The sequence below is a fragment of the Pseudomonas sp. MWU12-2319 genome (assembly GCF_023242525.1).
In the GTDB taxonomy this organism is placed as follows: domain Bacteria; phylum Pseudomonadota; class Gammaproteobacteria; order Pseudomonadales; family Pseudomonadaceae; genus Aquipseudomonas; species Aquipseudomonas gingeri_D.
In genome coordinates, this window is the sequence record NZ_JALJES010000027.1 from 12,243 (window position 1) to 37,587 (window position 25,345).

A 25,345-nucleotide genomic window follows, 5' to 3' on the forward strand; every position below is an offset into this window, starting at 1 on the left:
AGCGTTGCAGCTTCTGGCGCGCGATTTGGCATTCATCAGGCAGTGCGAGGCCGCAGATCAATTGCAGGTTTTCTTCCATCAGACCGCGATCTGCCAGCAAAGTAGTGGTTTGTATCTTGGGCGCTGTTTGTAGAGAATCCCCCCTTTTGCTCGAAAGGATGCGTGCAATGAAGGTCGAAGGGACTTTCCAATACATGACCCCGCAGGGGATCGTTTTTAGCGTCTCAAGATCACCCTCACCGACAGCGAGCGCGGCCGCCTGCGCGAGCTTCATTTTGGCGAAGCGAAAAGCGCCCACTATCAGGTCAACAGCAAGGTCGTAGAGGTGTACGACAAGATGCAGGCCAAGAACCTGCCGTGCGTGATGATGATCGGTATCTCCAAGCCGCTGACCCGGCAACAGGCCGACGCCCTAGATGCCCAACGCACCAAACTCGCCAACCTGGCCGCCTCCGCCTTCGGTGGCGCTGCCGGTACTGTGGGCGGTTTAGCTGGGCCTGTAGGCAGTTTCGCCGCAGGTACTGTTGTAACGGCGGGTGTGCGCTCGTACGTCAATGACGCTCTGCCCACCTACCATGCAGGCGACGTAATCGTCAGCATCCAGGCGCAGGTCAATGGTGGGATTGGCCCACAGCGCTCTTCCGAATCCCTGATCATCAAGACCTGAGTGGGGCTGCACATGTCCGAAATTACCCAGACGATCATCGTCGTGGCGCTGGCCTTTCTACTCGATCGGTTTCTTAAGCCGTACCCGCTGCGCAAGTGGCTAGGGGTGACGCTGGTGGTGGCTGGCGCAATCGGCTGCATTGCCGTGAGCCAGGCTCAGTTGCTGGGCTTTGACATGGGATTGATGTCGGTCCTTGCCGTGCCGGTGGGCGCGGGGCTGTTCGTGACCAGGCGGAGGTTTGTGGCGGCTGGCTGATGTGCATCATCCCTAACTCAGCATCATCCACCAGCGCCTTGGCCAATACGATTTAAAAAGTGGGGCCTGCCTTCGATTGAAGCTGGCTGACTACCGTAGGTCCATTCGCGCCTGCGTGTTGTGAAAACCGAGACCGACTTTTTCAACAGAATCGGCCGATTAGCGACGGTTGAAGTCAGGCCGTCGCTGACCGACCCGAAGCGGAAGTTCGCTTCGCCGAAAAACGGTCGTGCAACCGCGTTCGCAATCAAACCTAGGCGTTCAGCCAGCTCACTTCAAGAGTCGCTGAGTGAAGGCCTGGTACAGGCCACCGCTTGCCTTGGAACTGACTCGCATGGACTAGATACGCTTGGGTCGACCTGAATGTCGCACCGCGCCGAAACGCGTCTGCGCGAAGCCGCGACGCGGCTGCTGAGATTTCGCGCATGAGACTCGCGAAATGAAGATTGACGCCGGAGCGCATTGGATGGCTATCCAGTTCCACTCTCCCTGCGTGGTAGTCCAAGTCCCATGCGTGCCAGATCGCTTCTGCCTCTACGACCTTGTCCAGTAGGATGACATCGATGGGCGCAAGGTCATAAATTCCATGTTCAGGTGTTGAACTGCCTTCACGGAGCCAAAAGTAGTGTGGCGCGCCTCCGAAATTTGCCACTCCTTCTTCCGGCAGTTCGACCTCTCCGTCATAGTCAAAGTAGCTATAGACGCGCTCAGTTGCCATAGTTTTCCCTACTTCATGAATGTCCGCAGTTGGCCGAAAGCAGGCGAATACTACCTTGTTTCGGCTGCGTCAGGAGGCCAGTCCTCATAGAAAGAGCCGCCTATTGGGATCGGGTTGCCATCCATGTGGTATGCAGCCCAGGCCAGTATGTGTGCCATGCGTTCAGCACCAACTGGCGACAGTCCGCAAGACACGCGAAATAGCCTTCCAAAAAAACTCATATTTCCCACACGTTTCAGGCATGGGAGAATATTGCTTGCGCCAAACGTCGGGGCTAATGTTCAGGTGTCGCTGCAAATTCAGCGATCGGGCTTGGTAACCCGGATTTGAGTAGGCGCACAGCGCCGCGAGAGCGGTTTTTTTGTGTTCGCGTTATGGCGGGCTGTGCGCAGGAGGCTTCGGCCTGCCGGTTCCTATTCACCGGTTTACCAACCTGCGTACAGTTCGCCACCCCTTCGCTTGGTAACGAAATGTGGCGGGCTCCTTTAGTGAATAGGAGTATCTCCATGGCTAAGAAAATCACTCCCGATCCGCCCTTCGCTCGCAAAGCCCTCAGCACTGCCGATAGGGCTATGTACCTGCGCAAACTCTCTGATACGCCATTCAACGAGTCCGAGCCAGCCCCGGCAAACACCCCCCGTTTGCTCGACACCCTGGCATTCACCAGCTCCAAACCCGTCACCCCCGAAGCCCCCTACAAACCCACGCTATTCGCCATCCAACCCGGCATCACCGCCCAGGACGCCCTGGTCTACGTTTCCAATCTGCTCGAAACGGCGGAACTCAACGGCGACGAAATCAGCCTGCACACCAACCCGGTCGAGCGGGCGTTGTTCTGGGGCATGCTGCATTCGGTGGAGGTGGCGCGTGCGGTGGTGGATGCCTTGCTGGAGGGCGCATCTCCCTCCAATCAGCTATCGTCAGCAGTGGGCAACCACCCAAATGGCTGAGTTCGCGAGACAGTAAAGCGGCCCCCGTTTCCAAGGTATTGAGTATGGAATCTTGGAAGCAACAGGAGTAAAAAATATCTTACCTGCCTCAACCCAGAGGATGTGCCAATGGTCATTACCGTCAAAGAACGCGATGAGGATCACATGTCCCATGACGCCAATAACGCGGGCGTCCGGATGTGGGATGTCTACCAGGGCGATGTGCTGGTCGGCGTTTATCACAGTGAAGCGGATGCGTTGAAGTACAAGGCTTTGCTGGAAAGCGGTCGATTGGATAGCCTCAAGGCGCCTCCAAAAGGCTGAGGCCAACACCATAAAAAAAGCCCGGCTTGATGCTGGGCTTTGTTTTTTGAGCAGGGGCGGCCGGCCAGAGGAGACGCCGATCACCCGATCAAGCCCCGTTATTGCCCTGGGCCTGCCGCGCGGCTTTTTCCTTCTTGTGGTTCTTCATGTCCAGCCTGATACCCCAGGCAATGACAACAATGCCAAAGATGGCCATCAGAATGATTTGTTCGGTAGGCATAGCCTGCTCCTTGCAGAAAACGCTCATTGAACGTGCTGGCGCCGCGCCTGCCAAATCGAGGGGGTTACAGAATGTTTCGATGGCTGGGCAATACGGTCTCTGTCGAGCTACAAGGGTGTGCCGAATTCGTCATCGTCCTGGCCTAAAGCGATCAAGCCGTGAGCCCTGGAATGGACCAGTCTGGACAGTCTGTTCAAGGAGCTGATTATGATCCGACTGTCCCTGGCTGAAGCTCGCGAGCTGGCCGAATCGATCCTGTTGCACAACGGTTTCAACCTTGCCCACGCCCAGGCGGTGACCGACACGGTGATTGCCGGCGAGCGCGATGGCTGTGCCTCCCATGGCCTGTATCGGGTGCTGGGCTGTGTGAATTCACTGAGGAACGGCAAGGTGGCCGCCGACGCTGAGCCGCAGGTTATCGATCAGGCGCCGTCCATTGTGCGTGTCGATGCGGCGGGTGGTTTCTCGCAGTTGGCGTTCCAGGCGGGCCTGCCGCTGCTGCAAGAGAAAACCCGGGCCAACGGGATCGCGGCCCTGGCGATCAATCGCTGTGTGCATTTCTCCGCGCTCTGGGTCGAGATCGAGCAACTGACCGCTGCCGGCTTGGTTGCGCTGGCCTGTACGCCCAGCCATGCCTGGGTCGCACCGGCCGGTGGGAGTCAGCCGGTGTTCGGCACCAATCCCATCGCCTTCGGTTGGCCGCGTGCCGGTAACAATCCCTTTGTCTTCGATTTCGCCACCAGCGCGATTGCCCGTGGCGAGATCGAGCTGCATCGGCGTGCCGGCAAGGCCATTCCCGAAGGCTGGGGCGTGGACGCCCAAGGGCAGCCGAGTACCGATGCCAATGTGGTGCTCGATAGCGGCGCGATGCTGACGTTCGGCGGGCACAAGGGCTCGGCATTGGCGGCCATGGTGGAGTTGATCGCCGGGCCGCTGATCGGTGATTTGACCAGTGCCGAATCCCTGGCCTATGACGCCGGCAGCAAGTCGTCGCCGTACCATGGCGAACTGCTTATCGCCTTTGATCCGCAGCGTTTTCTCGGCGCGGCCACCGAGCAGCATCTGGCCCGTGCCGAAGCCGTGTTCGAAAGCATTGAGGGGCAGGGCGCACGCTTGCCGTCGCAACGGCGTTATGAGGCGCGTGCGCGCAGTCTGGTGGAGGGTGTGCAGATTCCCGAGGCGCTGTACAACGATCTGAAAGCGCTGCTGGCCTGAATGAATCAGGGCACCATCGATCCAGCCGATGGTGCCCGGTTTTTACAGCGGTGTGCGCTGGCTGTGGCAATCGACCAGGCGATTGATGCCCAGCGGGTTGGCGTTTTGCAGCGCTTCGGGCAATAAGGCATCCGGGCAGTTCTGGTAGCACACCGGGCGCAGGAAACGCTCGATGGCCAGGCTGCCGACTGAGGTGCCCCGTGCATCGGAGGTGGCCGGATAAGGCCCGCCATGGACCATCGCATCACCGACTTCGACACCGGTCGGATAGCCGTTGAACAATACCCGCCCGACCTTTTGCTCCAGCAGCGGTAGCAGCTCGCCATAACGTTGCAGATCGCCGGCCTCGGCAATCAGCGTGGCTGTCAGTTGACCGTGCAAGCCCTGCAGCGCTTGTTGCAGTTCGGCATTGTCGGCTACTTCGATGACCACAGTGGCCGGGCCAAAGACCTCTTCCTGTAACAGCGGATCGCCATTGAGCAGCAGACGGACATCGGCCTTGAACAGTTGCGGCTGTGCCTGATTGCCCTGCTGTGGCTTACCGGCCAGATGGCTGACGCCTGAATGATCGAGCAGGGCCTGCACACCGTTACCGTAGCTGCGCAGCGTGCCGGCGTTGAGCATGGTTTGCGCCGGTTGTTCGTTCATCAAGGCACTGAGCAGCGCGGTGAACGCCGTGAACCTTGGCGAGGCGATGCCGATCACCAGGCCCGGGTTGGTACAGAACTGACCGCAACCTTGCACTACTGAAGCCACCAGTTCACTGGCGATCTTTTCGCCGCGCAATTGCAAGGCTTCGGGCAGCACCAGCACCGGATTGATGCTGCTCATTTCGGCGAACACCGGAATCGGCTGCGGCCGTGCGGCGGCCATATCGCAGAGCGCGCGTCCCCCGGTCAGTGAGCCGGTGAAACCGACGGCCTGAATCGCCGGGTGCTTGACCAGGGCTTCACCGACCCCGGCGCCGTAGATCATATTGAACACGCCCTTGGGCATATCGGTTTGCTCGGCGGCGCGGATGATTGCATCGGCCACCTGTTCCGCCGTCGCCATATGCCCACTGTGGGCCTTGAACACCACCGGGCAGCCCGCAGCCAACGCGGCCGAGGTATCGCCACCGGCGGTGGAGAATGCCAGGGGGAAATTGCTTGCGCCGAACACCGCGACCGGGCCGACGCCGATTCGGTACTGGCGCAGGTCGACCCTTGGCAGTGGCTGGCGTTCGGGCAAGGCGCGGTCGATGCGCGCGCCGTAGAAATCACCCCGGCGCAGGACTTGCGCGAACAGGCGCATCTGACCGCTGGTGCGGGCGCGTTCGCCCTGGATACGGCCGGTGGGCAGGGCGGTCTCGCGGGTGACCAGGGTAATGAAGTCATCATCCAGGGCATCCAGTTGCGCGGCGATGGCCTCAAGAAACTCCGCTCGCCGGCTGGCTGACAGCGCGCGAAACGCCGGGTAGGCAGACGCGGCAGCCTGGGCGGCGGCATCTACTTCAGCAGCCGTGGCCTGGGTGAAGACGAAGGGCAGGGCCTCGCCGCTGCTGGCATCATGGCTGTGCAGGGTGACGGTTCCGGCGGCGCTGCGCGCACCGCCGATGTAGTTGTGGCCGATGATCTCGGACATGGAAAACTCCTGTCAGGACAACTCAGAGACCCACGTCCGGCAATGACGGACGATTGGCCATTGCCTTGGCCATGATCTGCTCGACAAATACTCGGTCGGCTTCCGGCAAGGCCAGGCGTGGCGGACGGGTCAGGGCGCTGCCGCGACCGGCAATGGCTTCGCACAACTTGATGCATTGCACCAGGTCGGCACGGGCGTCGAGGTGCAGGATCGGCATCAGCCATTCGTAGATCGGCATGGCTTCGGCAAAGCGCCCGGCCTTGGCCAGGCGGAAGATGGTTTCGCCTTCTATCGGGAACACGTTGGACATGCCCGAGACCCAGCCCTCAGCCCCCACCGCGATACTTTCCAGCACCACATCGTCCAAGCCTGCGAACAGCACAAAACGGTCGCCGACTTCATTGCGCACGTCGATAAAGCGTCGGGTGTCGCCGGAGGAATCCTTGAAGCACACCACGTTGTCGCAGTCGGCCAGGGAAATCAGGATGTCCGGGGTCACGTCGTTTTTGTAGATCGGCGGGTTGTTGTAGACCATCAACGGCACGTCGGCGTTCTTGGCCACGTAGCGGTAGTGCTCGGCGGTCTCGAAGGGCTTGGAGCCGTAGACCAGCGCCGGCATCAGCATCACGCCGTCGACGCCGACCTTGCGCACCGCGTTGGCGACCTTGGCCGCCTGCACGCTGGTGAACTCGGCCACGCCGCAGATCACCGGCACGCGACCACGGGAGGCGTCCACCGCGACTTCGGTCACGGCGATTTTCTCTTCGGCGGTCAGGGAGGTGTTTTCCCCCACCGAACCACAGACCACCAGGCCCGAGACGCCGTCACGGATGACGTTGGAAATCACCTGGTGGGTCTTTTCCAGGTTGATGGTGAAGTCGTCGTTGAATTGAGTGGTGACCGCCGGGAAGACGCCGCTCCAATTGATGCGTTTGCTCATGATGCTCTCCAGTGGATTAACGTATTTCGTATACGATATTTTAAGTGAAAAAATTAGACCAGTGTTTTTTCGCCGGACGCCGTCAGGGCATCCCGGTTTTTCTCTATCAGCCGTCTAGCGCTGGCGTTGGCGCTCAGGCGCCGGGCCAGGTGTCCGACAACCGGTAGCCTTGTGGCCAGGGATCGGCGGGGTCGAGCAGCAACTGGTGGGTGCCGGTGATCCAGGCCCGTCCGGACAGGCACGGATAGATCGCTGCGCGCCCGGCCAGTTCGGTCAGGGAATCGATGCGGCAGTGGAACTCCGAACCGATGATCGAACGCCCGATAAAACGCTCGCCGACCTGCAGCACGCCCTTGGCCTGCAACACCGCCATACGTGCCGAGCACCCGGTGCCACAGGGCGAGCGGTCGATCTTGCCGGGGCGGATCACCACGGCGTTGGCCCCGGTGGCGACGCCGTTCTCGTAGACCACCGGCGCGGCGATCTGGCAGAAGGAGATATGCGACCAGTCCGGGTTCAGCGGGTGGACGAAGCCCAGTTGTTCGTTGGCGGCGCGGGTGATCTTCAGGCCGGTCTCGACCATGTCCCTGGCTTCATCGGGACGGATGGCAAACCCCAGGCGCTGGGCATCGACAATGGCGAAGCTGTCGCCGCCATAGGCGGTGTCGACCTGGATCGAACCCAGGCCCTCGACTTCGATCCAGGCGTCGAGGCGATCGGTGAACGACGGCACGTTCTTGATTTCCACCCGCTGGACCTTGCCGTCCTTGCACTCGGCCACGGCTTCGATCAATCCGCCTGGCGCTTCGAGCACCAGTCGGGTCTGGGGTTCGGTCATCGGCAGGATGCCGCTGTCGAGTAGCACGGTGGCCACGCACAGCGAGTTGGACCCGGACATCGGCGGGGTATCGGCCGGTTCCATGATGATCCAGGCCATCTGCGCCCGCGGGTCCTTGGCCGGCACCAGCAGGTTGACATGGCGGAACACCCCGCCACGGGGTTCGTTGAGGACGAAGTTGCGCAGGGTTTCATCCCGGGCGATCCAGCGCGACTGTTCCCACACGGTGGCCCCGGGCGGCGGGGCGACGCCGCCGACAATCACATCGCCGACTTCACCTTCGGCGTGGCAGCTGACCACGTGGACGATTTTTGAAGAACGCATTGCAAACTCCTCCTGTGACTGTTCGCGGACCTTGTAGGAGCCAGCTTGCTGGCGATGGTCGTCAACGATAACGCGTGGCATCAGACTGATCGCGGTGTGGCGACATTCATCGCCAGCAAGCTGGCTCCTACAGGAGCGTGTTTTATTCAGGGATCATGTTTATTTCACGGACTTGAGGAACGCCGCCGTTTCCGGCTGCACGGGGTTGCCGATGACCTGGTCGGGCGCGCCGATCTCGTGCACCAGGCCGTTGCGAAAGAACGCCACGCGATCGGACACATCGCGGGCAAAGCGGATTTCATGGGTCACCAGGACCATGGTCATGCCGTCTTCGGCGAGCATGCGCATGGTGTCCAGCACTTCACCCACCAACTGCGGATCAAGGGCCGAGGTGGCTTCGTCGAACAGCATGTAGTCCGGCGACATGGCCAGGGCCCGGGCAATCGCCATGCGCTGTTGCTGGCCGCCGGAGAGCTTGCCGGGAAAGGTCTTGAGCTTGTCGCTCAGGCCCACGTGGGTCAGTTGCCGGACCGCCAGCTCCTCGGCCTCCTGCTTGCTTTTGCCGAGCACCTTGCGCGGCGCCAGCATCACGTTTTCCAGCACGGTGAGGTGCGGGAAGGCGTTCCACTGCTGGAACACAATGCCGATCTTCTGCCGCAGGCGGTTGAGGTCGGTGGCCTTGTCATGGACCTCGATGCCGTCGACGCGCACGCTGCCCTTGTGAATCGATTCCAGGCCGTTGATGCACATCAGCAGGGTCGACTTGCCGGAGCCGGAGCCGCCGATGATCGACACCACCTCGCCCTTGTTCACCGTCAGGCTGACGCCCTTGACCACTTCCAGGTCGCCGAAGGATTTGTGTACGTTGTCGATCTCAATCATTTTCTTGCCACCTTCTTTCCAGACGAGCGCCGAGGCGAGCGACCACCAGGCTCATGACGTAGTAGATAAGGCCCGCGATGCACAGCACCAGCAGCGGTTCCTGGATGCGCGTGACGATGGTTTGCGAGGCGCGCAGCAGTTCGACGATGCCGATCCACATCACCAGCGCGGTGTCTTTCATCACCCCGAGCACCAGGTTCAGCCAGCCGGGGAAGGCCACCCGCGTGGCCATCGGCAGGACGATCCAGCGCAGGTCCTGCAGAAAGCTCAGACCCAGGGAGCGACTGGCCCGGCGCAGGGTCAGGGGCACCGAGAGCACGCCACCGCGGACGATCTCGGTGAAGTACGCGGCGGTGTAGACCCCGAGCACGATGCAGCCGACGCTGAAGGCGCTGATATTCAGGCCGACGATGCTTTTCAGTGAGTTGAACAGGACGAACTGGATCAGCAACGGCACGCTGCGAAACGCGTCCAGCACCCAGGCCAGGGGCAGGCTGGCGCGGGGCAACAGCGCCCGCAACAAGCCGAACAGCAGCCCGGCGGCAGAGCCCAGGAGGATCGCCCAGAAGGTCAGTTGCAGGGTGACCCAGGCGCCGTTGAGCAGGAACAGCAGGTCATTCCAGGAAAAACTGGTGGAAAACATGGTCACCTCCTCAGTAGCGGAACAGTCGCCAGGCCATCAGCCGGGCTGCCGCGACGATCGCCTTGGCAATCAGGTAATACAGCACCGCTGCAATGGCAAAGAACTCGAAGGTGCGGAAGGTCTTGACGTTGTACTCCTGGGTCACCCCGGTGAGGTCATTGTTCAGCCCGACCACCACCCCCAGGGAGGTCATCAGCACCGCCCAGACCATCTGATTGCTCAGCGGATAGAAGACGATGCGCAGCAACTGCGGGACGATGATCATCCGGTAGGCCTGGAAGGCGCTCATCCCCAGTGAACGTGCCGCGCGCACTTGGGTATCGGGCACCGCCTTGAGGCCGCCGCGAAAGTTTTCCGCGAGATAACCGGCGTTGTTGAAGGTGATCCCGGCCAGCAGGGCGAACCATGAACTGACATGCAGGTCCAGCGAGCCGAGGCCGAAGTAGAGGATGTAGATCTGGAACAGCGACGGGGTGTTGCGGGCAATCGATACCCAGCCGTTACCGATGCCACGCAGCAACGGATTCCTGGTTTCGCGCATCACCGTCAGGGCCAGGGCGATCAGCACGCCGAAGATCATCGACAGGGCGGCGGTCTCGAAGGTGACGACGGCCCCGGCGAGCATATCCGGCAAGGCGCGCAGGGCCGCGCGCCATTGGAAGGTGTAGTCAAACATGCGCGGGAGTCTCCTGTGGGACGGCCGGTGCCAGCCAGGCCGGCAAGCGTCCGCTGGCGTTGGCGGTGCAGGCGGCTTCGACGCATTCGGCCAGGCTGGCGAAGTGCACCTTGCGCCCCACCAGGCCAGGGGCGTAGTGGGCGTATTTGCCCGAGTTGGTCATCAAGGTGGTGGCGGCCGGCGGAATCACCGGTTCGCCGAGCATGCACCAGCAGGTGTCGGTGACCAGGGTCGCGCCGAAGGCTTCGATCGCCGCGATATGCCCGGCGGCGCGGGCCTGTTCCAGTACCGCACGCCCGCAGGTGATGGCGAGGACCACGTCGGGGTGCTTGTGCCGACCCCGGCACAGACGGGCCAGATGGGCAAATTCGCTGAGGGAAAAATGCGGGTTACCCAGGGACACCACCTCCACACGCGGGTCGCGGGCACTGTTGAGTTCACGCCAGCTCAGCAGCAGGTCTGGCAGACGGATTTTTTCCACCGGCAGCACAACACCCGGTTCCAGCACCTGGGTCGGATCGAGCGCTTCCGGGGTCACCCCGGCGATATGAAACAGCGGCGCCGCGGACGTGGTGGCGAAGGCCGCGCCGAAGGCTTTCAGGTCGTCGAGGCTTGGTTGGCGCTGTTCCAACCCGAGCACCAGGGGAATCCGGCTGCCGGACAGGGCACCGATGTGATAACCGAGCAGCGGATAGAACGAGTCGTCCAACTCACCCAGGGCGGGCAGTTCGATTTGCAGCCGGGCCTTGCGCTGGGCGTCCAGATGGCAGCCGATCAACGGCGCGCGACCGGTCAGGGCAATGCAGATATCCAGGTAGTCCGGGTACTTCTGGGTACGGGCGCCGAGCACGCTGTTGGCGTAGACCACGGCGTTGGATTCGGCCCAGACGATCTGTTCGCCGGCCTTCGGCGCGCTGTCGAGCAAGTAGGGCGCACAGGTGAAGCTGAGCTGCGCGCCCATCGCCATATAGGCATCGCCCAGGGCACTGGCGGGTACACCGAGAGCCGGGGCGACGCCCAATTCGCGCCAGCGGCGCTGGTCCACGGAAATGGAATTGAGGGTGGTCGGGACGCGAACGCGCGCGCCCCATTGCACCAGTTGTTCGGCAAAGCGCAGGCTCGCCGGGCCCGTATAGATGCAGCCGTCGATATGCGCCTGGGTCACGTCCAGCAAGGCGGGTGCGCCTTGCAGTTCGGCCATTTGCAGGATGATTTGCATGGCTACCTGGGCGGCCTTGCCATACTGGCCGTCCAGCAGGGCGAGGTCGTGTTCGCTGAGGGCGACGCGGTTTGCCGCAGGTTGTGCCTGCACCGGTGTGGTCGGTGCCTGCCAGTGATCGGCGGGTGTCTCGTCGAAGAGCGTCAGGCGGCTGCCTTCTACCCGGGCAAAGGCCCGGCCGCGCAAGGCGGCGAAGGCCTCCCGGCCGATGCACAGCACCGGCAGGGAACGCTCGAAAATCATCTGGGCCACCAGCACGCCGAGAGTCAGGATTTCATCCGGTTTGGCCAATACCAGCGCTGCCGGCGCATGACCGTTGCTGATCAACTCCATCATGACGCTGCTGCCGGTACAGGAACCCCGGCCGCTGGGCAGCGCCAGCACGCGGCCGGCCAGGTGTTCGCCACTCAAGGGGTGATGGCGGTCGATCACCTCGCCACTGAACGGATCGACTCCGCCCCAGAAACTCAGGCCGACGTCGGCGAACAGCAAGGGGCCTTGGGCGGCTCCTTCGACCAGGCTACGTCCTGGCAGGGAAGTGGGCGTGCTGGGCATTCAGGTTTCCTCAGTAGTAGACGTGGGGCACGGTCAGGTCGGTCGGCGGAATCTCGGTCCCGACCCATTTGACGAACAGCTCCTTGTAACGTCCGGTACGCACCTGTTGGTTGATAAACAGGTTGAGGTAGTTGATCAGGCCATACTCGTTGCGCTTGGCCCCCAGCGAGACGTAGTCGATCACGTACGGCGCGTTGCCGGCGACTTTCAGGTTCTTGTATTTGCCTGATTTGAGCGTAGCGGCTGCCACGGTATTGGTGACCACGGTGGCGTCGATATGGCCCTGGGCGACGGCGAGGATGGTGTCGTTCTGCGATTGATAGGCGCGGAAGCTGCCGGTGCCCCAGCTCTTCTGGTCTTTTTCCAGGGCGAGGGCTTCAAAGGTGCCGCTGGTGTTGCCGACTGGCTTGCCCTTGAGGTCTTCGTATTTGCTGATGCCGGTGTCGGTGCGGGTCAGGACCACCATCTGGAAGGCGAAGTAGGGCAGGGACAGGCCGACGGTCTTGGCCCGTTCGAGGGTGTCGGAGGTGGAGGCGACGATCACGTCGGCACGGCCCGAGACCAGTGCCGGAATCCGATCGGGAAACGGCGTCTCGACGATCTCGGCATCGACCCCGAGGACTTTTGCCAGGTCATTGCAGTAGTCGACGTCGAAACCCACCGGTTTGTTGCTCTCGTCACGGGAGCCCATCGGCGGGAAATCCAGGGTCACGGCGCAACGCAGCTTGCCCGAGCCGATGATGTCGTCGAGCTTGTCGGCCTGGGCCGTGGCGATAAAGGACGAACTGAGAACCACACTGAGCGCTGCGGCAAAAACGGGATTTTTCATGGAGACCTCGTTATCGGTGAGTGGTGTTGGCTGTCGTATTAGGAATTTCGTATACGATATTAGATTAGCAATGACTGTGCCTGTTTCAACGTCAGAACATGAATTCTTTGTCGGTCCTCGGCTTAGAGGGGTTGTCAGGGAGCTGGGGGCCAGGTGCTCGCCGATAGAGGGGGAGAGGGTGTTACAGAAGGGAGCATGTTTTCGCGGCAACGCCCTTTAAAGGAACACCGTCTCCAGCCAGCGCCGACTCAATGTCATTGTGGGAGCGGAGCTTGCCCGCGAAGCTTTTGGCGGCCTCAAGGGCCTCTTCGCGGGCAAGCTCCGCTCCCACAGTGAAACCACACAACAGTGTTGTGTGGTTTCAAGGGGGGGAGGCTCAGCGACGACTGTCGCGGTATTGGCTGGGCGCCAGGCTGGTCAGGGCGCGGAACTGGCGGCTGAAGGCGCTGTGGTCGGTGTAACCGCAGCGCAGGGCGATCTCGGTGATCGGCAAGTCGGTGTCCAGTAACAGTCGCGAGGACTCTTCCAGGCGCGCCTTGTGAATCATCTGCCGTGGGGTGAGTTGGAACACCCGCTTGCAGTGACGCTCCAGTTGCGCCACCGAGAACCCGGCAATCGCCGTCAGTTCGGCCAGGCTGATGGGCCGGGCGAAGTGGCTGCGGATATGGGCATCCACGGCGGCGAGCTTGGGGAAGGCCGGGTGGCTGGACTGCGGCAGTTGCAAATCCCGGGAGATCCCGGCGAGGCCGACGATATGACCTTGGGTATCCAGTAGCGCGAGTTTATGGGTCAGGCACCAGATCGGCTGGTTGCCGTAATAGAGGTGCAGTTCGAGTTGATCGGCCAGCTCGCGACCGCTCGACAGCACCCGGCGATCCTGGGCGGTGTAGAGCGGGCCGAAGCGTTCCGGGAAGACCATGTCGGCAGTGCGCCCGAGCAGCTCGGCGCTCTCCTTGAAGCCGCAGCGCCGGGCCAGGGTCTGGTTGACGAAGGCGTAGCGGGCCTCGCTGTCCTTGATGAAAAACACCACGTCCGACAGGGTATCGAGCAGCGGCGCAATCGGCTGCAAGCTGCTCAACAGGGTCGGCAGATCGCAGGGTTTGAAGTGGCTGAGCGAGGCATACATGGTGCTGGAAGCCTGGGGGCGATCGTCTGGATCATAGAGGCTCGGCGCCGGGCCCGGAAGCCCCGGGCCGGCATTCAGGCCGGCGGCGCGTCGTCCAGGCATAGCAAGGTCTCGATCCGCGCCGGGCTGAAGGGCGGGCGCGGTGCCGAGGGTTGCCAGCCGAACAGGTGCTGTACGGCGCCGCCGCAGACCCGGCCCTGGCAGGCGCCCATGCCGCAGCGACTGGCCAGTTTGGCCTCGCGCCAGTCGGCGTGTGGCACCAGTGCGGCATAGGGCACATCTTCGCAGCGGCACACCAGGGTGTCGGCCTGGGCCAGTGACTTGAGTGTCGGCTTGAGGCGGAAGGTGTGGTTCAAGACCTTGGCAAACCCCTGCCAGCGTGCTCGCAGCGGCCACAACGCTTGGGCCTGCGGACGTTCACCGACCGCCGCATGCCCGGCAATCGCGCCTTCGACCAGGGCCAGCTCACTGCCACCGAAACCGGTGCACTCACCCGCCGCGTAATGATCGGCGCGGCTGCCGGCCTGCCAGGCATCCACCGCCAGGGCCTGGCCATCGAGTGCGTAGCCCAGGGCTTGGCCGAGCTGGGTATTGGGGATCAGGCCGAAACCGCAGGCCAGCCGATCGCAGGCCAGCTCGACGATTTTGCCCTGCTGTTGCAGGCGCACGCCTTCCAGGCGATCCGTGCCCAGGGCGGCGAGCACATGGCTGTTGGTTCGATAATGGTGGTCGAACAGGGTGAACGATTGCAGCAGTTTATCCGGCCAGCGCGGCAGTTGCGCGGCGAAACCGGCGACGGCGCGGGTGCTCGCCTGTTCGGCGATACGCAGCACCCGGGCACCGTTGTGCCTGGCGGTCGCGGCGCTGGCCAGCAGCAAGGGGCCGCTGCCGGCGATCACCAGACGTTCCTCCCGCACTGGCAAGCCGCCCTTGATCAACGCCTGGAGTCCGCCCACACCGGTGACGCCGGGCAGGGTCCAGCCAGGGAAGGGCAGCAGCAATTCGCGCGCGCCGGTACACAGGATCAGTTTGTCGTAGACAATCACCCAGCCGCGTTCATCGTCTTCGACCAGCAGCTGTTTCGGACCGGTGCAGGCAATCACCCGGGTACTGGCATGGCGTTGGATATTGCTGTGGTTCTCCAGTTGCTCGCGCAGACGGTGGGCCTGCTTCGGCAACGTGGCCTGAGGTCCGTCGCGCCAGATCTGCCCGCCGGGCAGCGGGTTGTCGTCGAGGATGACGATGCGTGCGCCGCTGGGCGCCGCGGCGAGGGCGGCGGCCATACCGGCGGGACCTGCACCGATAATCAGCAGATCGGCGTATTCGCTCATGCTTGAGTCTCCACGCACATGCCGTCACGGCACAGCGTCTGGCAGGCCAGACGACGGCGTCCGTCGATGCTCACCCGGCATTCCTGGCAAATACCCATGCCGCACAGGGGCGCACGGCGCTGGCCGCTGACCGATGTGCGGCTGCAACCGTCGCCGCCGAGCGCCAAGGCGGCGGCGACGCTGGTCCCTTCGGCAACCTTCAGAAGATGGCCGTCCAACAGCAATTCAGGCATAAACCGGCTCCCCGAGAAAACGTTGCGGCAGATAAGGCCGTGCGGCCAGCGGCGGCGCTTCATCGAACAATTGCGCCACCAGCAGGTCGGCGGTGCCGGGTGCCGTTGTCACCCCCAGGCCTTCGTGACCGACGGCCAGCCACAAGCCCTGGCGTTGCGGGTGCTGGCCCACCAGCGGCAAACCGTCGGGGCTGGCGGCGCGAAAGCCGGTCCAGGCGCGGATGCCATTGAGTTGCGCCAGCCCGGGCATGTACTCGATGGCGCGCTTGAGCATTTTGGCGAGCATCCAGCCTTCGACCTGCGGGTCGGTGGTGCCGAATTGCCGTGAGGCGCCGATAAACAATTGCCCGGTGGGACGCGGCTGGATATTGCACGCCGCCGAAGGGCCGCTGGCATTGTGGGCGCTGGTGACGTAACCGAGTTCCACCAGGGTGCGGGTGACTTTTCCGGGGTAACGATCGGTGATCAGCAAGTGGCCCTTTTTCGGCACGATCGGCAATTCCGGGCACAGTTCGCTGGCCTGGACGCCGTTGGCCAGGATCACCGCATCGGCCTGCAGCCAGTGACCGTCGTCGAGGCGCACACGGTTGCCATCGACTTCACTGACCCGCGCCCGACGCTGGCGGATATTGCTGGTTTCCAGCATCCAATTGGCCGTCGCCGGGGCATAAAGAATGCCGTCGCCATTGATCAGCAGTCCGCCTTCCAGGCCAGCGCGCAATTCGGGTTCGCACTGGCGCAAGGCGTTGCCGCCGATCAACTCGCAGGCCACGCCCTGGGCCTGCAAGTTCAGGTATTTAGCCTGGGCGACGGCCATTTCTTCGGCATTGGCCGCCAGCCACAGGGTGCCGTTGCTGCGGTAGGCGCAACGGTCGGGTAGCGTCGGGGCCGTTTCGCGCCAGCGTTGCAGGGAGTATTGGCTGAGGGCCAGTTCGGCCGGGTTGTCGTCGAGCACCAGCAAATGCCCCATGCCCGCCGCAGTCGCCCCGGGCAGGCCGGCGTCCAGCACCAGGACCTGCAAGCCACGCCGGGCCAGCGCCTGGGCGCAGGCGGCGCCGACGATGCCGGCGCCGATCACGATCACATCGGCCACCCGGCCCTCGTTCACGGGCGAATGCCCCAGGCGAAGGGGTCGTCCTGTTCGAGGATCAGGCTGGCCTCGGCGCTGATAAAGGCGCGGCCACGAATGGTCGGCACAATGCGCTCGCCCTGATGCTCGTAGGAACCCTCGAACTCGCTGCCGATCACACTGGCCTGACGCCAGATCTGCCCCGGTTGCAACTTGTCGTCGGCCGCCAGGCACGCCAGTTTGGCGCTGGTGCCCGTGCCGCAAGGGGAGCGGTCGTAAGCCTTGCCGGGACAGAGGACAAAGTTGCGACTGTCGGCGTGGGCGTCATCGGCGAACAGCTCGATATGATCGATCAGCCCGCCATCTTCACCGCGAATACCCTGGGCCTCCAGGGCTTGCTGGACGGCGAAGGTATAGGCGGTCAGGGCCTCGAGATTATCGCCGGCGATATCCAGGCCATGCTCGGCAATCAGGAAGAACCAGTTGCCGCCCCAGGCGATATCGCCAACCACCTCCCCGATACCCGGCACCTCCAGCGCCAGGGCTTTCTGGTAACGATAGGCCGGGACGTTGCGCACGCTCACCGAATGGTCGTCGTGCAAGGTCGCCTGCACCGTGCCCACCGGTGTCTCGATGCTGTGGGTGCCGGGGCCGATCCTGCCCAGGTGCGCCAGGGAGGCCACCAGGCCGATGGTGCCGTGGCCGCACATGCCGAGGTAACCGGTGTTGTTGAAGAAAATCACTCCGGCACAGGCGCTCGGGTCCACCGGCTCACAGAGCAGGGCGCCGACCAGCACATCACTGCCCCGTGGTTCGAGGACGCAGGCCGCGCGCCACTGATCGTGCTGTTCGGCCAGCCGCTGCCGGCGCACGGCCATGCTGCCGTTGCCCAGGTCAGGAAAACCGGCGATCACCAGGCGGGTAGGTTCGCCGCCGGTGTGGGAGTCGATCACGCTGATGCGTTTCATGGGAGGGCCACGTCCGTTCCGATAAGTGACGGACAGAGTGGCCTGGAGAGGGGCGCGGCGGCTTGAGGGTTTTAGCCTGTGCCGATGACGAAATCAGCACAGTACGCGATACCGTCAATGGCTGTGGGGCAGATGCTCGAACAGGGTCTTGCAGACGCCGGCGATATGCTCGTCGAGCAGCGTCACCGCGCGGTCCACATCACCGGCGCGACAGGCCGCGAGAATCTCCCGGTGTTCGTGGTCGGCGCGTTCCTTGCCGGCGGAAAGGCTCATCTGCATGCGCAGGTAGCGTTCCAGCTTGTCGTTGACCGAGCGGATCAGGCCCACCAGAAACGGCCGTTGCGCCGGTTCGTAGAGGCAGGCGTGCAGTTCCCAGTTGAGTTCGGCCCAGCGACCGACGTCATCTTCACCGATAAATTCCTGGCAGATGCGTTCGGCACGGGCGAAGGTTTCTTCGGTCATGTTCGGAATCGCCAGGCGCAGCGCCTTGTCTTCCAGCAGCATGCGCACTTCGAACATCTGCGCCAGCTCCGCATCCGACACCCGGGTGACCATCGCCCCGCGATTGCGCTGGAACATCACCAGGCCTTCGGCTTCCAGGCGCTTGAGGGCTTCGCGCACCGGAATCTTGCTGACGTTGAACTGCCGGGCGATATCATCCTGGCGAATCGGCTCATCCTCGGCGAAATGCCCGGCGACAATGGCGTCGCGCAGATGGCGGGTGATGATTTCCGACGTCGAAGGCGAGTTGCCGAGGTCGGGAGCGTTGAGTTTTGGTAGGGCCACGGTTCTGATCGTTCGCAATGGGTTGTGCCGATGGTATACGAAATCTTCTGGCTGTTCCTTGGCGATGGTGCGGACGGTCAAGCCAGTGGGCACGGCATCTAGCCGGCGATGGCTTGGGCCGCCTGCGCCAAACGCCGCGTGGCCTCGCGGATTTCATCGCGATCCAGTGAGGCAAAACCCAGGCGTAATGCATTCTCCGGTTGATCCGTGGGCGCGAACTGGCGGCTGTTACGCACCACCAGGTCGAACTCGAGGGCTTTCTCCACCAGTTGGCCGACGTTTATCTCGTCCGCGAAACGCACCCACAGTGCCAGGCCGCCTTCAGGCTCCTGCACCGAAATGCGCTCGCCAAAGCCCTCCACCAGGCAACGATGGAGGATTGCCCGACGCTGGCGGTATTCCTTCGAGACTCGGCGCAGGTGCTTTTTCAGTTCACCGTCATTGATCAGGTCCGCCAGCATCTGCTGCGACACCGCGTCACCGTGGCCCAGGGTCAGCGCGGCGTTGCGGTTAAGCACCTCGATCACATTGCTGGGCGCGACCACATAGCTGCAGCGGAAGGTCGAGCCCAGCGACTTGGACAGCGAGCCGATATAAATCACATGGCGCTGAGCGCTGTCGCTGGCCAGGGGCAGGTAGGGGCGACCGTCAAAGTGATACTCGTAGTCGTAGTCTTCCTCGATCACGCAGAAATCATGCTGCCTGGCCAAGGCCAGCAGTTGTTGTCGACGCCCGGCATGCAGGCTGACGGTGGTGGGGAACTGGTGATGGGGCGTGAGATAGATCATCCGTACCTTGTGCAGCCGGCACAGCGCGTCGATCTGATCGACCCGGCAGCCTTCGTTGTCCAGGTCCACGGTCACCAGGCGCGCGCCCAGTTTACGGAAGATCTCCCACGCCGGCGGATAGCTCAGGCGCTCCACCAGCACCACGTCACCGGGCTCCAGCAGCGCGCTGGCGGTCAGGTACAGCGACATCTGCACGCCCTGGGTCAGGCAGATATGCTCGGCCTCGACGGCCAGGCCGCGATTGTTGCGCAGCATCTCGGCCAGCGCCCGGCGCAGCGCATGACTGGTCCCGTCGCTGCCGTGACGCACGGTATTGGACACGAAACTCTTGCGCAGCGCGTTGCGGTAATAGCGATGCAGGACGGCTTGCGGCAGCAAACGGTGGTCACAGGCGCCGTTGTCGAAGAACAGCGCGCCGGGATGCTGTTGCAGTGCCGTCGCCGGCTGGCCCGGGGTGAAATACGGCACGGCGGGTTGTGCCCGTAGTTCCAGCGCGAAGGCGGGCGGGGCGCTGCGGGCGATGGTCGTTGGGGCCAGTTGCGCGTTGACGAAGGTGCCCCGGCGCGGTTCGCTGACCAGCCAGCCCTTGGTCATGGCTTCCTCGTAGGCCAGGATCACGGTCTTGCGGTTGACGTCGAGCAAGCGCGCCATTTCCCGCGTGCCGGGCAGCAAGGTCCCGGGCGTGAGGCGTCCGTCGACAATCGCGGTCACCAGGCCTTCGACAATCTTGCGGTAGGACGCTTGAGTCTCGCCTCCCTCCAGGTTGAGCAAGGGTCGCCATTTACGCATCTGGACCATCTGAACTATCCAAAACTGGAGGTTTTAATGGTCCTAGTCTAACGCAACAATTGGCGCACATTCACCCCCGAGGTCCTTATGAACGCACGCCATGTCATTGAGTTGTCGCCCTCGGGCAAAACCTTCGAAGCCGGTGACGAGTTGTTGCTCGACGCCATGCTCGCCAGTGGCCTGTCGGTGCCGTTTTCCTGTCGTCGCGGGGCCTGTGGCTCGTGCAAGGTCAAGGTCGTGGCCGGGCAGTACCGTGACAAGCTCCTGGCCGCGGAGGCTCCGGCACCTTCCTATCCGCTGGCCGCCGATGAGATGTTGTTGTGCCAGAGCCATGCCTGCGCCGATATGCGCCTGGAAATCCCCGGCTGGTCGCTGGACAGGCCCAAGCTGGAAATCCCCGTACGGGTCCTGGGCAAGCGTGCACTGAGCTCCGATATCACCGAGCTGGTGCTGATGCCGGAAACCCTGGAACCGGTTGAGGTTCGCGCCGGCCAGTACGTCCGCTTTCGCCTCGACGATGGCGACAGTCGGTGTTTCTCCATTGCCAATCTCCCGGCGCAAGAGGGTGGTCAGTTGGTCTTTCATATTCGCCGGGTCAGCGGCGGACGGTTTTCCGAGCAGGTCCTGGCGACGCTGGACGTCGGTCACGGGTTGACCCTGGAAGGCCCGTTGGGTGCCTGTACCTGGCAGCACGAGGACGCTCGGCCCGTGGTGTTGTTCGCCACGGGGACCGGCTACGCCGGGATCAAGCCGCTGCTGCTGACCGCGCTGGCCCGGGGCACCGAGGTGACGTTGTACTGGGGCGGCTCGCAGCCCGGGGACTTTTACGACCGCGAGTTCCTGGACCAGGCGCGCATCGAGTATCCCGGGTTTGTCTGGCACCCGGTGCTGTCGTCGGAGGCCCGGGTGCAGCAGATTGCCTTTGAGCGGGCGCATCCTTGGGCGGATGCCCAGGTGTATGCCTGTGGTAACAGCGCGATGATCCGCGATGTCCGCGAGCACTGCCTCGCGGCGGGCGTGCCGGCTCACCGTTTTGTCGCGGAGGCCTTTGTGCCCAGCGGCGTGTCGCTGCCCGGGTCGGCGCCCAAGCCGCTGGATCCGGTCTGGGAAAAAGTCGGTCCGCGTTATTCCCTGGATGGCATGCTGGCCGCCCGCGAGCAATCGGTCCGCGCCCTGGCCTTGATCGCCAGCCAACTGCGGGTCGGGATGACCACCGCCGAGGCCCTTGAGATGGCCAATCAGCAGTTGCAGGCCATGGGCGCGTCCCACACCTGGCATCCGACCTATATCCGTTTTGGCGACGATACCGTGCGCACGCCACGCCAGGGCATCGATCCGCAGCGCAAGCTACGCGCGACCGATATCGCCGTGGTCGATCTCGGCCCGGTGTGGGACGGTTATGAAGGCGATTACGGCGACACCTTCGTCTTCGGCGAGCATCCGCTGTACCAGGCGTGCGTCAAGGCCTTGCACGAGGTGTTCGACGAAACCCGCGAGGCTTGGCACCAGGGGCTGACCGGCCGTGAACTCTATGATTTCGCCGAACGCAGTGCGGACTCAAAGGGCTGGCGACTGGAGCGAAACCTGGCCGGGCACCGCATCGCCGATTTCCCCCACGCGTTGTTCGGGCAGGAGAAGCTGGCCGAGCTGGAGATCGTGCCGAGCGAGATGGTCTGGGTCCTGGAAATCCAGCTCTGCCATCCGACCGAGGCGGTGGGGGCGTTCTTCGAGGATATCCTGATCGGTCAGGGGGGCTGATGGCTGTCGCTCTTTTGCGTTCAAGCGCAAACAGCCGGCTTTAGCGCCGCCCCTCGATGGCCATGCGCACGGCCAAGCCTGTGAGCACCGTGCTCATCAGCCAGCGTTGCACGATCTGCCACACTGGCCTGTTGGCGAGAAATGCCGCGATGGAACCCGCCATCACAGCGATCAGCGCGTTGACGCTGACGCTGATGACGATCTGGGTAAAACCGAGCACAAGGGATTGCGTCAGCACGCTGTCGTGGCCGACGGGGTCGATGAATTGGGGCAACAGTGACAAGTACATGACCGCGACTTTGGGATTCAACAGGTTGGTGACAAAGCCCATGGTGAACAGTTTGCGCGGGCTGTCCTTGGGCAGGTCGCGGACCTGGAACGGCGAGCGGCCGCCGGGCTTGACCGCCTGCCAGGCCAGGTAGAGCAGGTAGAGCGCGCCGCCGAGGCGCAGGACGTCATAGGCGTAGGGAACCGCCAGGAGCAGCGCGGTGATGCCCAATGCGGCGCAAAACATATAGACGACAAAACCCAAGGCCACGCCGCCCAGGGAAATCAGCCCGGCCATGCGCCCCTGGCAGATCGAGCGCGAGATGAGATAGATCATGTTCGGCCCGGGCGTCAGCACCATGCCGAGTGAGATCAGGCCGTAGGCAAGCAGGTTGGACAGTTCGGGCATGGCGTAGCTCCTCGAGGCACCTGGGTGGTGCGCAGGATAATAGAGGGGGCGATGCGAGCCTGTTAGATACAGATTGACTGACAAAACGTCATACAGCGGTCACCGTATTGATTCGGCCCAATCGGTTACGATTGGGCTTTCTCATCCTCGGGAAAAGCGCCCTGCCTGATTCTTAACCGGCCTGGTGGTCTTCCGGCCCATCATGCAGCAGATGAAAGATCTCCCGCTTCATCCGGATAAACCCCGGGTCCATGACCATGTCCAGGGTTCTCGGCCGGCCTATTGGAACGTCCAGCACCTCCTTGATCCGCCCCGGCCGGGCACCCATGACGAAGATGCGGTCACCCAGCAGGATGGCTTCGTCGATATCATGGGTCACGAACAGCACGGTCTTCTTGGTGTGCTCCCAGACCTTGAGCAACAGTTGCTGCATCTGCAGGCGCGTCTGGCTGTCCAGCGCCCCAAAGGGCTCATCCATCAGCAGGATCTGCGGGTCGTTGGCCAGGGCGCGGGCTATCGCGACCCGTTGCATCATCCCCCCGGAAAGCTGCTTGGAATAGTTATCGGCAAACTTCAGCAGGCCGACTTCATTCAGGTAGTAGTCCACCGTCTCGCGGCGCTCCGCGGCGGCGATGCCACGGCGCTTGAGGCCGAACTCGATGTTCTTGCGCACCGTCAGCCAGGGAAACAGGGTGTAGCTCTGGAACACCATGCCACGGTCGGCGCCCGGGCCGTCGACCAGCTGGCCGCCGACGTAGATGTCGCCCGAGGTGGGTTCGGCCAGCCCCGCCGTCAGGTAGAGCAGGCTGGACTTGCCGCAGCCCGAAGGCCCGACCAGCACGGCGAACTGCTGATCGGGGACTTCGAACGAGACCTTCTCCAGGGCGGTGAAGGTTCCGCCCGAAGGCGTCTTGTACTGCAGGCTGACGCTGTCGACACGCAGGCGCGGGGCGGCGCTGGGGGCGATGCTCATTGGCGTGACGAGCCGGGGGGATGTTGCCGTTACTGAGCCCATGCGGCCACCTTCAAGCGAAGAAGTCTGAACAATTGATCGGTGACCAGCCCCAACAGGCCGATAACAGCGATCGCCAGGAAAATCACGTCGACCTGAAAGCCGCGCATGGCCTTGAGGCTGAGGTAGCCCAGGCCGCTGGAGGCCGCCACCAGTTCGGCCACCACCAGGTAGGTCCAGGCCCAGCCCATGGTCACCCGCAGGGTGTCCAGCACCCCCGGCAGTGATGCCGGGGCGATCACATGCAGGACCGCATCCATGCGGTTGGAACCCAGGGTGTAGGAGGCGTTGACCAGGTCCTTGGACACGCCCTTGGACACGTCGGCAATCATCACCAGTTGCTGGAAAAACACCCCGAAGATAATCACCGAGACCCGTTGTTCCAGGCCGATGCCGATCCACAGGATGAACAGCGGCACGAACGAGGTGACCGGCAGGTAGCGGATAAAGTTGACCAGCGGCTCGAGGAACGCCTGCACAACCCGGAAACTGCCCATCAGCAGGCCGATGGGCACCGCCACCAGCGAGGAGATGATAAAACCGACCATCACCACTTCCACACTGGCCCAGACATGCGGCCCCAGGGTGCCGTCACGGCTCAGGCGCAGCGCCGCCTCCAGCACGGCGCCCGGGGTGGGCAGGAACATCGCCGGCACCACGCCGCCATAGGACAGCACGGCCCAGAGCCCGATCAGCAGTACCCAGGCCAGCCCGCTGGCGCTCCAGACCACCTGGACCGGCAAGCCGGTCTTGGGCGTGAGGCAGCGGTTCAACCACGAATTACGCTTGGACATGCCGCCTCCTATTTCGGGGTGATGAAGCGATTGTCGATCAGGTCGGCGTAGCTGACGTTGTAAGGCTTGCCTTGCAACTCGCTGGCGGTTTCGTTGGCCAGCTTGAGCACGCCTTCGGCGGCACCTTTGCTGCCATTGCTGCCCAGCAGGGCTTCGCTCATGGCCTGGTCATAGAAACGCACGCCCTTGGCCGCCGAGGCCAGTTCCGCCGGGTCCGCCAGGTAGCCGCCGACGCCCTTGGCCATGATCGCGTAGGCCTCCTTCGGATGTTCCTGGGTGTACTTCACCGCCTTGTACAGGCCGGCGACCAGGGCTTTGACATCTTCCGGCTGCTTGTCGACGACCTCGCAGTTCAAGGCCACCACATCGACGATCACCCCGGGGGTACTGCTGCTGTCGATCAACACCTTGCCGGTGTGTTTTTCACGCACGGTGCTCAGGTGCGGTTCCCAGGTCACGGCGGCGGGTACGCGGCCGGCGATAAAGGCGGTGGCCGCATCGTCGGCGGTCATGTTCTGGATGGTCAGGTCGCTCATCTTCATGCCGGCGTTCTTCAGCAGGTAGTTGAGCCAGAACTGCGAGACGGAGCCTTCATTGACGGCCACGGCCTTGCCCTTGAGTTCCTGCAGGCTGTTGACCTCCTTGCCCACCAGCACGCCGTCGCCGCCATGGCTTTCATCCAGCGCAGCGACAGCCTTGAAGCAGAATTGCGGGCGGTACTTGAGGATTTCATCCAGGGTCGAGGCCGAGCCGGACAGCTTGCCCGAGGCCTGCGCGGCCATGTACATGGAAGCTTCCTCGATGGTCGGCAGTTCCACGGTCAGGCCCTTGTCCTTGAAGTAGCCCAGGTCCTGGGCCAGATACAGGGTGCCGTAGCCGACCCAGGTGGTGTGACCGATCGACAGGGTGCCGGCCTGGGCTCCACCGGCAACGCCGGCGGCGATAGCGGTCAAGGCCAGTGGACGTATGCAGCGCGAGACGAAAGACTTGATCATTGTGCACTCCCGGAATGTTGGTTTTTTAGTTGGTATATCTCGGGGCAGTGGGGCAAGACGCCAAAAACTGAACAACCTGGGGTCTCTGACGGACCTTGTGCCTCTGTTGGGGCGAGATTGATATTGGCTGATGTGGCGGGCCAGGAAAATGAGTAAATATGTC

The 25,345-nt window shown here is 63.0% G+C and carries 25 protein-coding genes and 1 pseudogene; 6 read left to right on the forward strand and 20 right to left on the reverse strand.

Features of this window, described 5'->3' with window-relative positions; translation table 11 throughout:
- Window positions 1–167 precede the first annotated feature (167 nt).
- The 4 genes and pseudogenes from M5C01_RS29990 to M5C01_RS30005 all read left to right on the forward strand — a co-directional run bounded on the left by M5C01_RS29990 (window position 168) and on the right by M5C01_RS30005 (window position 2,893).
- Window positions 168–667, forward strand: a pseudogene (locus tag M5C01_RS29990) (hypothetical protein).
- Window positions 668–679: 12 nt separating this feature from the next.
- Complete coding sequence (locus M5C01_RS29995) at window positions 680–922, forward strand: hypothetical protein (protein ID WP_152742028.1); 243 nt, start codon at window positions 680–682, stop codon at window positions 920–922.
- Between the two features lie 1,224 nt (window positions 923–2,146).
- Complete coding sequence (locus tag M5C01_RS30000) at window positions 2,147–2,590, forward strand: hypothetical protein (RefSeq protein ID WP_152742027.1); 444 nt, start codon at window positions 2,147–2,149, stop codon at window positions 2,588–2,590.
- 108 nt (window positions 2,591–2,698) lie between these two features.
- A complete protein-coding gene (locus M5C01_RS30005; protein ID WP_100941691.1) occupies window positions 2,699–2,893 on the forward strand; it encodes a hypothetical protein in 195 nt (64 codons plus the stop codon).
- Between the two features lie 88 nt (window positions 2,894–2,981).
- Here the strand turns inward: M5C01_RS30005 and M5C01_RS32940 are convergent, their stop codons facing one another.
- Complete coding sequence (locus tag M5C01_RS32940; RefSeq protein WP_255916955.1) at window positions 2,982–3,113, reverse strand: hypothetical protein; 132 nt, start codon at window positions 3,111–3,113, stop codon at window positions 2,982–2,984.
- A gap of 207 nt (window positions 3,114–3,320) precedes the next feature.
- Between M5C01_RS32940 and M5C01_RS30010 the strand changes: the two genes are divergently transcribed.
- Window positions 3,321–4,328: an Ldh family oxidoreductase gene (locus M5C01_RS30010; RefSeq protein ID WP_152742026.1), complete on the forward strand. Its 1,008-nt coding sequence runs from the start codon at window positions 3,321–3,323 to the stop codon at window positions 4,326–4,328.
- Window positions 4,329–4,370: 42 nt separating this feature from the next.
- Here the strand turns inward: M5C01_RS30010 and M5C01_RS30015 are convergent, their stop codons facing one another.
- The 15 genes from M5C01_RS30015 to M5C01_RS30085 all read right to left on the reverse strand — a co-directional run bounded on the left by M5C01_RS30015 (window position 4,371) and on the right by M5C01_RS30085 (window position 19,956).
- The gene (locus M5C01_RS30015) at window positions 4,371–5,951 is read right to left on the reverse strand and encodes an aldehyde dehydrogenase (NADP(+)) (protein WP_152742025.1); all 1,581 of its coding nucleotides are present in this window, start codon (window positions 5,949–5,951) and stop codon (window positions 4,371–4,373) included.
- Between the two features lie 22 nt (window positions 5,952–5,973).
- Window positions 5,974–6,891, reverse strand: a complete 918-nt coding sequence (locus M5C01_RS30020; protein WP_100941688.1) for a dihydrodipicolinate synthase family protein — start codon at window positions 6,889–6,891, stop codon at window positions 5,974–5,976.
- Window positions 6,892–7,024: 133 nt separating this feature from the next.
- Window positions 7,025–8,053 (reverse strand): proline racemase family protein, encoded by a 1,029-nt coding sequence (locus M5C01_RS30025; RefSeq protein WP_152742024.1) that lies wholly within the window; start codon window positions 8,051–8,053, stop codon window positions 7,025–7,027.
- Window positions 8,054–8,212: 159 nt separating this feature from the next.
- On the reverse strand, window positions 8,213–8,935 hold the full coding sequence (locus M5C01_RS30030; protein ID WP_152742023.1) for an amino acid ABC transporter ATP-binding protein: 723 nt from the start codon (window positions 8,933–8,935) through the stop codon (window positions 8,213–8,215).
- On the reverse strand, window positions 8,928–9,578 hold the full coding sequence (locus tag M5C01_RS30035) for an amino acid ABC transporter permease (protein ID WP_103499548.1): 651 nt from the start codon (window positions 9,576–9,578) through the stop codon (window positions 8,928–8,930). The genes M5C01_RS30030 and M5C01_RS30035 overlap by 8 nt, the downstream gene beginning before the upstream one ends.
- A gap of 10 nt (window positions 9,579–9,588) precedes the next feature.
- Window positions 9,589–10,254, reverse strand: a complete 666-nt coding sequence (locus M5C01_RS30040; protein ID WP_103499549.1) for an amino acid ABC transporter permease — start codon at window positions 10,252–10,254, stop codon at window positions 9,589–9,591.
- A complete protein-coding gene (locus M5C01_RS30045) occupies window positions 10,247–12,028 on the reverse strand; it encodes an aconitase family protein (RefSeq protein WP_152742022.1) in 1,782 nt (593 codons plus the stop codon). The genes M5C01_RS30040 and M5C01_RS30045 overlap by 8 nt, the downstream gene beginning before the upstream one ends.
- 10 nt (window positions 12,029–12,038) lie before the next feature.
- Window positions 12,039–12,857, reverse strand: a complete 819-nt coding sequence (locus M5C01_RS30050) for a transporter substrate-binding domain-containing protein (protein ID WP_152742021.1) — start codon at window positions 12,855–12,857, stop codon at window positions 12,039–12,041.
- A 376-nt stretch (window positions 12,858–13,233) separates the two neighbouring features.
- Window positions 13,234–13,983 carry an AraC family transcriptional regulator gene (locus M5C01_RS30055; protein WP_103499587.1) on the reverse strand — a complete coding sequence of 250 codons (750 nt, stop codon included), beginning with the start codon at window positions 13,981–13,983 and terminating at the stop codon, window positions 13,234–13,236.
- Between the two features lie 74 nt (window positions 13,984–14,057).
- Complete coding sequence (locus M5C01_RS30060) at window positions 14,058–15,314, reverse strand: FAD/NAD(P)-binding oxidoreductase (protein ID WP_152742020.1); 1,257 nt, start codon at window positions 15,312–15,314, stop codon at window positions 14,058–14,060.
- Window positions 15,311–15,547 carry a (2Fe-2S)-binding protein gene (locus M5C01_RS30065; protein WP_152742019.1) on the reverse strand — a complete coding sequence of 79 codons (237 nt, stop codon included), beginning with the start codon at window positions 15,545–15,547 and terminating at the stop codon, window positions 15,311–15,313. Before M5C01_RS30065 ends, M5C01_RS30060 begins: the two co-directional genes overlap by 4 nt.
- Entirely contained in the window at window positions 15,540–16,655 is a 1,116-nt protein-coding gene (locus tag M5C01_RS30070) for an FAD-dependent oxidoreductase (RefSeq protein WP_178130020.1), read from the reverse strand. The genes M5C01_RS30065 and M5C01_RS30070 overlap by 8 nt, the downstream gene beginning before the upstream one ends.
- On the reverse strand, window positions 16,652–17,584 hold the full coding sequence (locus M5C01_RS30075) for a 4-hydroxyproline epimerase (RefSeq protein WP_152742018.1): 933 nt from the start codon (window positions 17,582–17,584) through the stop codon (window positions 16,652–16,654). The genes M5C01_RS30070 and M5C01_RS30075 overlap by 4 nt, the downstream gene beginning before the upstream one ends.
- 114 nt (window positions 17,585–17,698) lie before the next feature.
- Window positions 17,699–18,370, reverse strand: coding sequence for a GntR family transcriptional regulator (locus M5C01_RS30080; RefSeq protein WP_177103273.1), 672 nt, complete (start codon window positions 18,368–18,370; stop codon window positions 17,699–17,701).
- Window positions 18,371–18,468: 98 nt separating this feature from the next.
- A complete protein-coding gene (locus M5C01_RS30085; RefSeq protein WP_152742017.1) occupies window positions 18,469–19,956 on the reverse strand; it encodes a PLP-dependent aminotransferase family protein in 1,488 nt (495 codons plus the stop codon).
- A gap of 78 nt (window positions 19,957–20,034) precedes the next feature.
- Between M5C01_RS30085 and M5C01_RS30090 the strand changes: the two genes are divergently transcribed.
- A complete protein-coding gene (locus tag M5C01_RS30090) occupies window positions 20,035–21,705 on the forward strand; it encodes an NAD(P)H dependent flavin oxidoreductase family protein (protein WP_152742016.1) in 1,671 nt (556 codons plus the stop codon).
- 40 nt (window positions 21,706–21,745) lie between these two features.
- On the opposite strand, the gene M5C01_RS30095 is transcribed toward M5C01_RS30090, so the two are convergent.
- From M5C01_RS30095 to M5C01_RS30110, 4 genes are all read right to left on the reverse strand, one after another.
- Window positions 21,746–22,381 (reverse strand): LysE family translocator, encoded by a 636-nt coding sequence (locus M5C01_RS30095; protein WP_103499560.1) that lies wholly within the window; start codon window positions 22,379–22,381, stop codon window positions 21,746–21,748.
- Window positions 22,382–22,553: 172 nt separating this feature from the next.
- Window positions 22,554–23,396: an ABC transporter ATP-binding protein gene (locus tag M5C01_RS30100; protein WP_152742015.1), complete on the reverse strand. Its 843-nt coding sequence runs from the start codon at window positions 23,394–23,396 to the stop codon at window positions 22,554–22,556.
- On the reverse strand, window positions 23,384–24,187 hold the full coding sequence (locus M5C01_RS30105; RefSeq protein WP_100941672.1) for an ABC transporter permease: 804 nt from the start codon (window positions 24,185–24,187) through the stop codon (window positions 23,384–23,386). The genes M5C01_RS30100 and M5C01_RS30105 overlap by 13 nt, the downstream gene beginning before the upstream one ends.
- An 8-nt stretch (window positions 24,188–24,195) precedes the next feature.
- Window positions 24,196–25,182 (reverse strand): ABC transporter substrate-binding protein, encoded by a 987-nt coding sequence (locus tag M5C01_RS30110; RefSeq protein ID WP_103499576.1) that lies wholly within the window; start codon window positions 25,180–25,182, stop codon window positions 24,196–24,198.
- Window positions 25,183–25,345: the final 163 nt, after the last annotated feature.

Bases quoted from the DNA above. Each gene is read 5' to 3' on its own strand.
- M5C01_RS30105 (WP_100941672.1), bottom strand. From the start codon at position 24,187: ATGTCCAAGCGTAATTCGTGGTTGAACCGCTGCCTCACGCCCAAGACC.
- M5C01_RS30015 (WP_152742025.1), bottom strand. From the start codon at position 5,951: ATGTCCGAGATCATCGGCCACAACTACATCGGCGGTGCGCGCAGCGCC.
- M5C01_RS30000 (WP_152742027.1), top strand. From the start codon at position 2,147: ATGGCTAAGAAAATCACTCCCGATCCGCCCTTCGCTCGCAAAGCCCTC.
- M5C01_RS30060 (WP_152742020.1), bottom strand. From the start codon at position 15,314: ATGAGCGAATACGCCGATCTGCTGATTATCGGTGCAGGTCCCGCCGGT.
- M5C01_RS30040 (WP_103499549.1), bottom strand. From the start codon at position 10,254: ATGTTTGACTACACCTTCCAATGGCGCGCGGCCCTGCGCGCCTTGCCG.
- M5C01_RS30045 (WP_152742022.1), bottom strand. From the start codon at position 12,028: ATGCCCAGCACGCCCACTTCCCTGCCAGGACGTAGCCTGGTCGAAGGA.
- M5C01_RS30010 (WP_152742026.1), top strand. From the start codon at position 3,321: ATGATCCGACTGTCCCTGGCTGAAGCTCGCGAGCTGGCCGAATCGATC.
- M5C01_RS30110 (WP_103499576.1), bottom strand. From the start codon at position 25,182: ATGATCAAGTCTTTCGTCTCGCGCTGCATACGTCCACTGGCCTTGACC.
- M5C01_RS30030 (WP_152742023.1), bottom strand. From the start codon at position 8,935: ATGATTGAGATCGACAACGTACACAAATCCTTCGGCGACCTGGAAGTG.
- M5C01_RS30055 (WP_103499587.1), bottom strand. From the start codon at position 13,983: ATGTATGCCTCGCTCAGCCACTTCAAACCCTGCGATCTGCCGACCCTG.
- M5C01_RS29995 (WP_152742028.1), top strand. From the start codon at position 680: ATGTCCGAAATTACCCAGACGATCATCGTCGTGGCGCTGGCCTTTCTA.
- M5C01_RS30065 (WP_152742019.1), bottom strand. From the start codon at position 15,547: ATGCCTGAATTGCTGTTGGACGGCCATCTTCTGAAGGTTGCCGAAGGG.
- M5C01_RS30025 (WP_152742024.1), bottom strand. From the start codon at position 8,053: ATGCGTTCTTCAAAAATCGTCCACGTGGTCAGCTGCCACGCCGAAGGT.
- M5C01_RS32940 (WP_255916955.1), bottom strand. From the start codon at position 3,113: ATGCCTACCGAACAAATCATTCTGATGGCCATCTTTGGCATTGTTGTC.
- M5C01_RS30095 (WP_103499560.1), bottom strand. From the start codon at position 22,381: ATGCCCGAACTGTCCAACCTGCTTGCCTACGGCCTGATCTCACTCGGC.
- M5C01_RS30005 (WP_100941691.1), top strand. From the start codon at position 2,699: ATGGTCATTACCGTCAAAGAACGCGATGAGGATCACATGTCCCATGAC.
- M5C01_RS30090 (WP_152742016.1), top strand. From the start codon at position 20,035: ATGAACGCACGCCATGTCATTGAGTTGTCGCCCTCGGGCAAAACCTTC.
- M5C01_RS30020 (WP_100941688.1), bottom strand. From the start codon at position 6,891: ATGAGCAAACGCATCAATTGGAGCGGCGTCTTCCCGGCGGTCACCACT.
- M5C01_RS30085 (WP_152742017.1), bottom strand. From the start codon at position 19,956: ATGGTCCAGATGCGTAAATGGCGACCCTTGCTCAACCTGGAGGGAGGC.
- M5C01_RS30050 (WP_152742021.1), bottom strand. From the start codon at position 12,857: ATGAAAAATCCCGTTTTTGCCGCAGCGCTCAGTGTGGTTCTCAGTTCG.
- M5C01_RS30075 (WP_152742018.1), bottom strand. From the start codon at position 17,584: ATGAAACGCATCAGCGTGATCGACTCCCACACCGGCGGCGAACCTACC.
- M5C01_RS30100 (WP_152742015.1), bottom strand. From the start codon at position 23,396: ATGGGCTCAGTAACGGCAACATCCCCCCGGCTCGTCACGCCAATGAGC.
- M5C01_RS30035 (WP_103499548.1), bottom strand. From the start codon at position 9,578: ATGTTTTCCACCAGTTTTTCCTGGAATGACCTGCTGTTCCTGCTCAAC.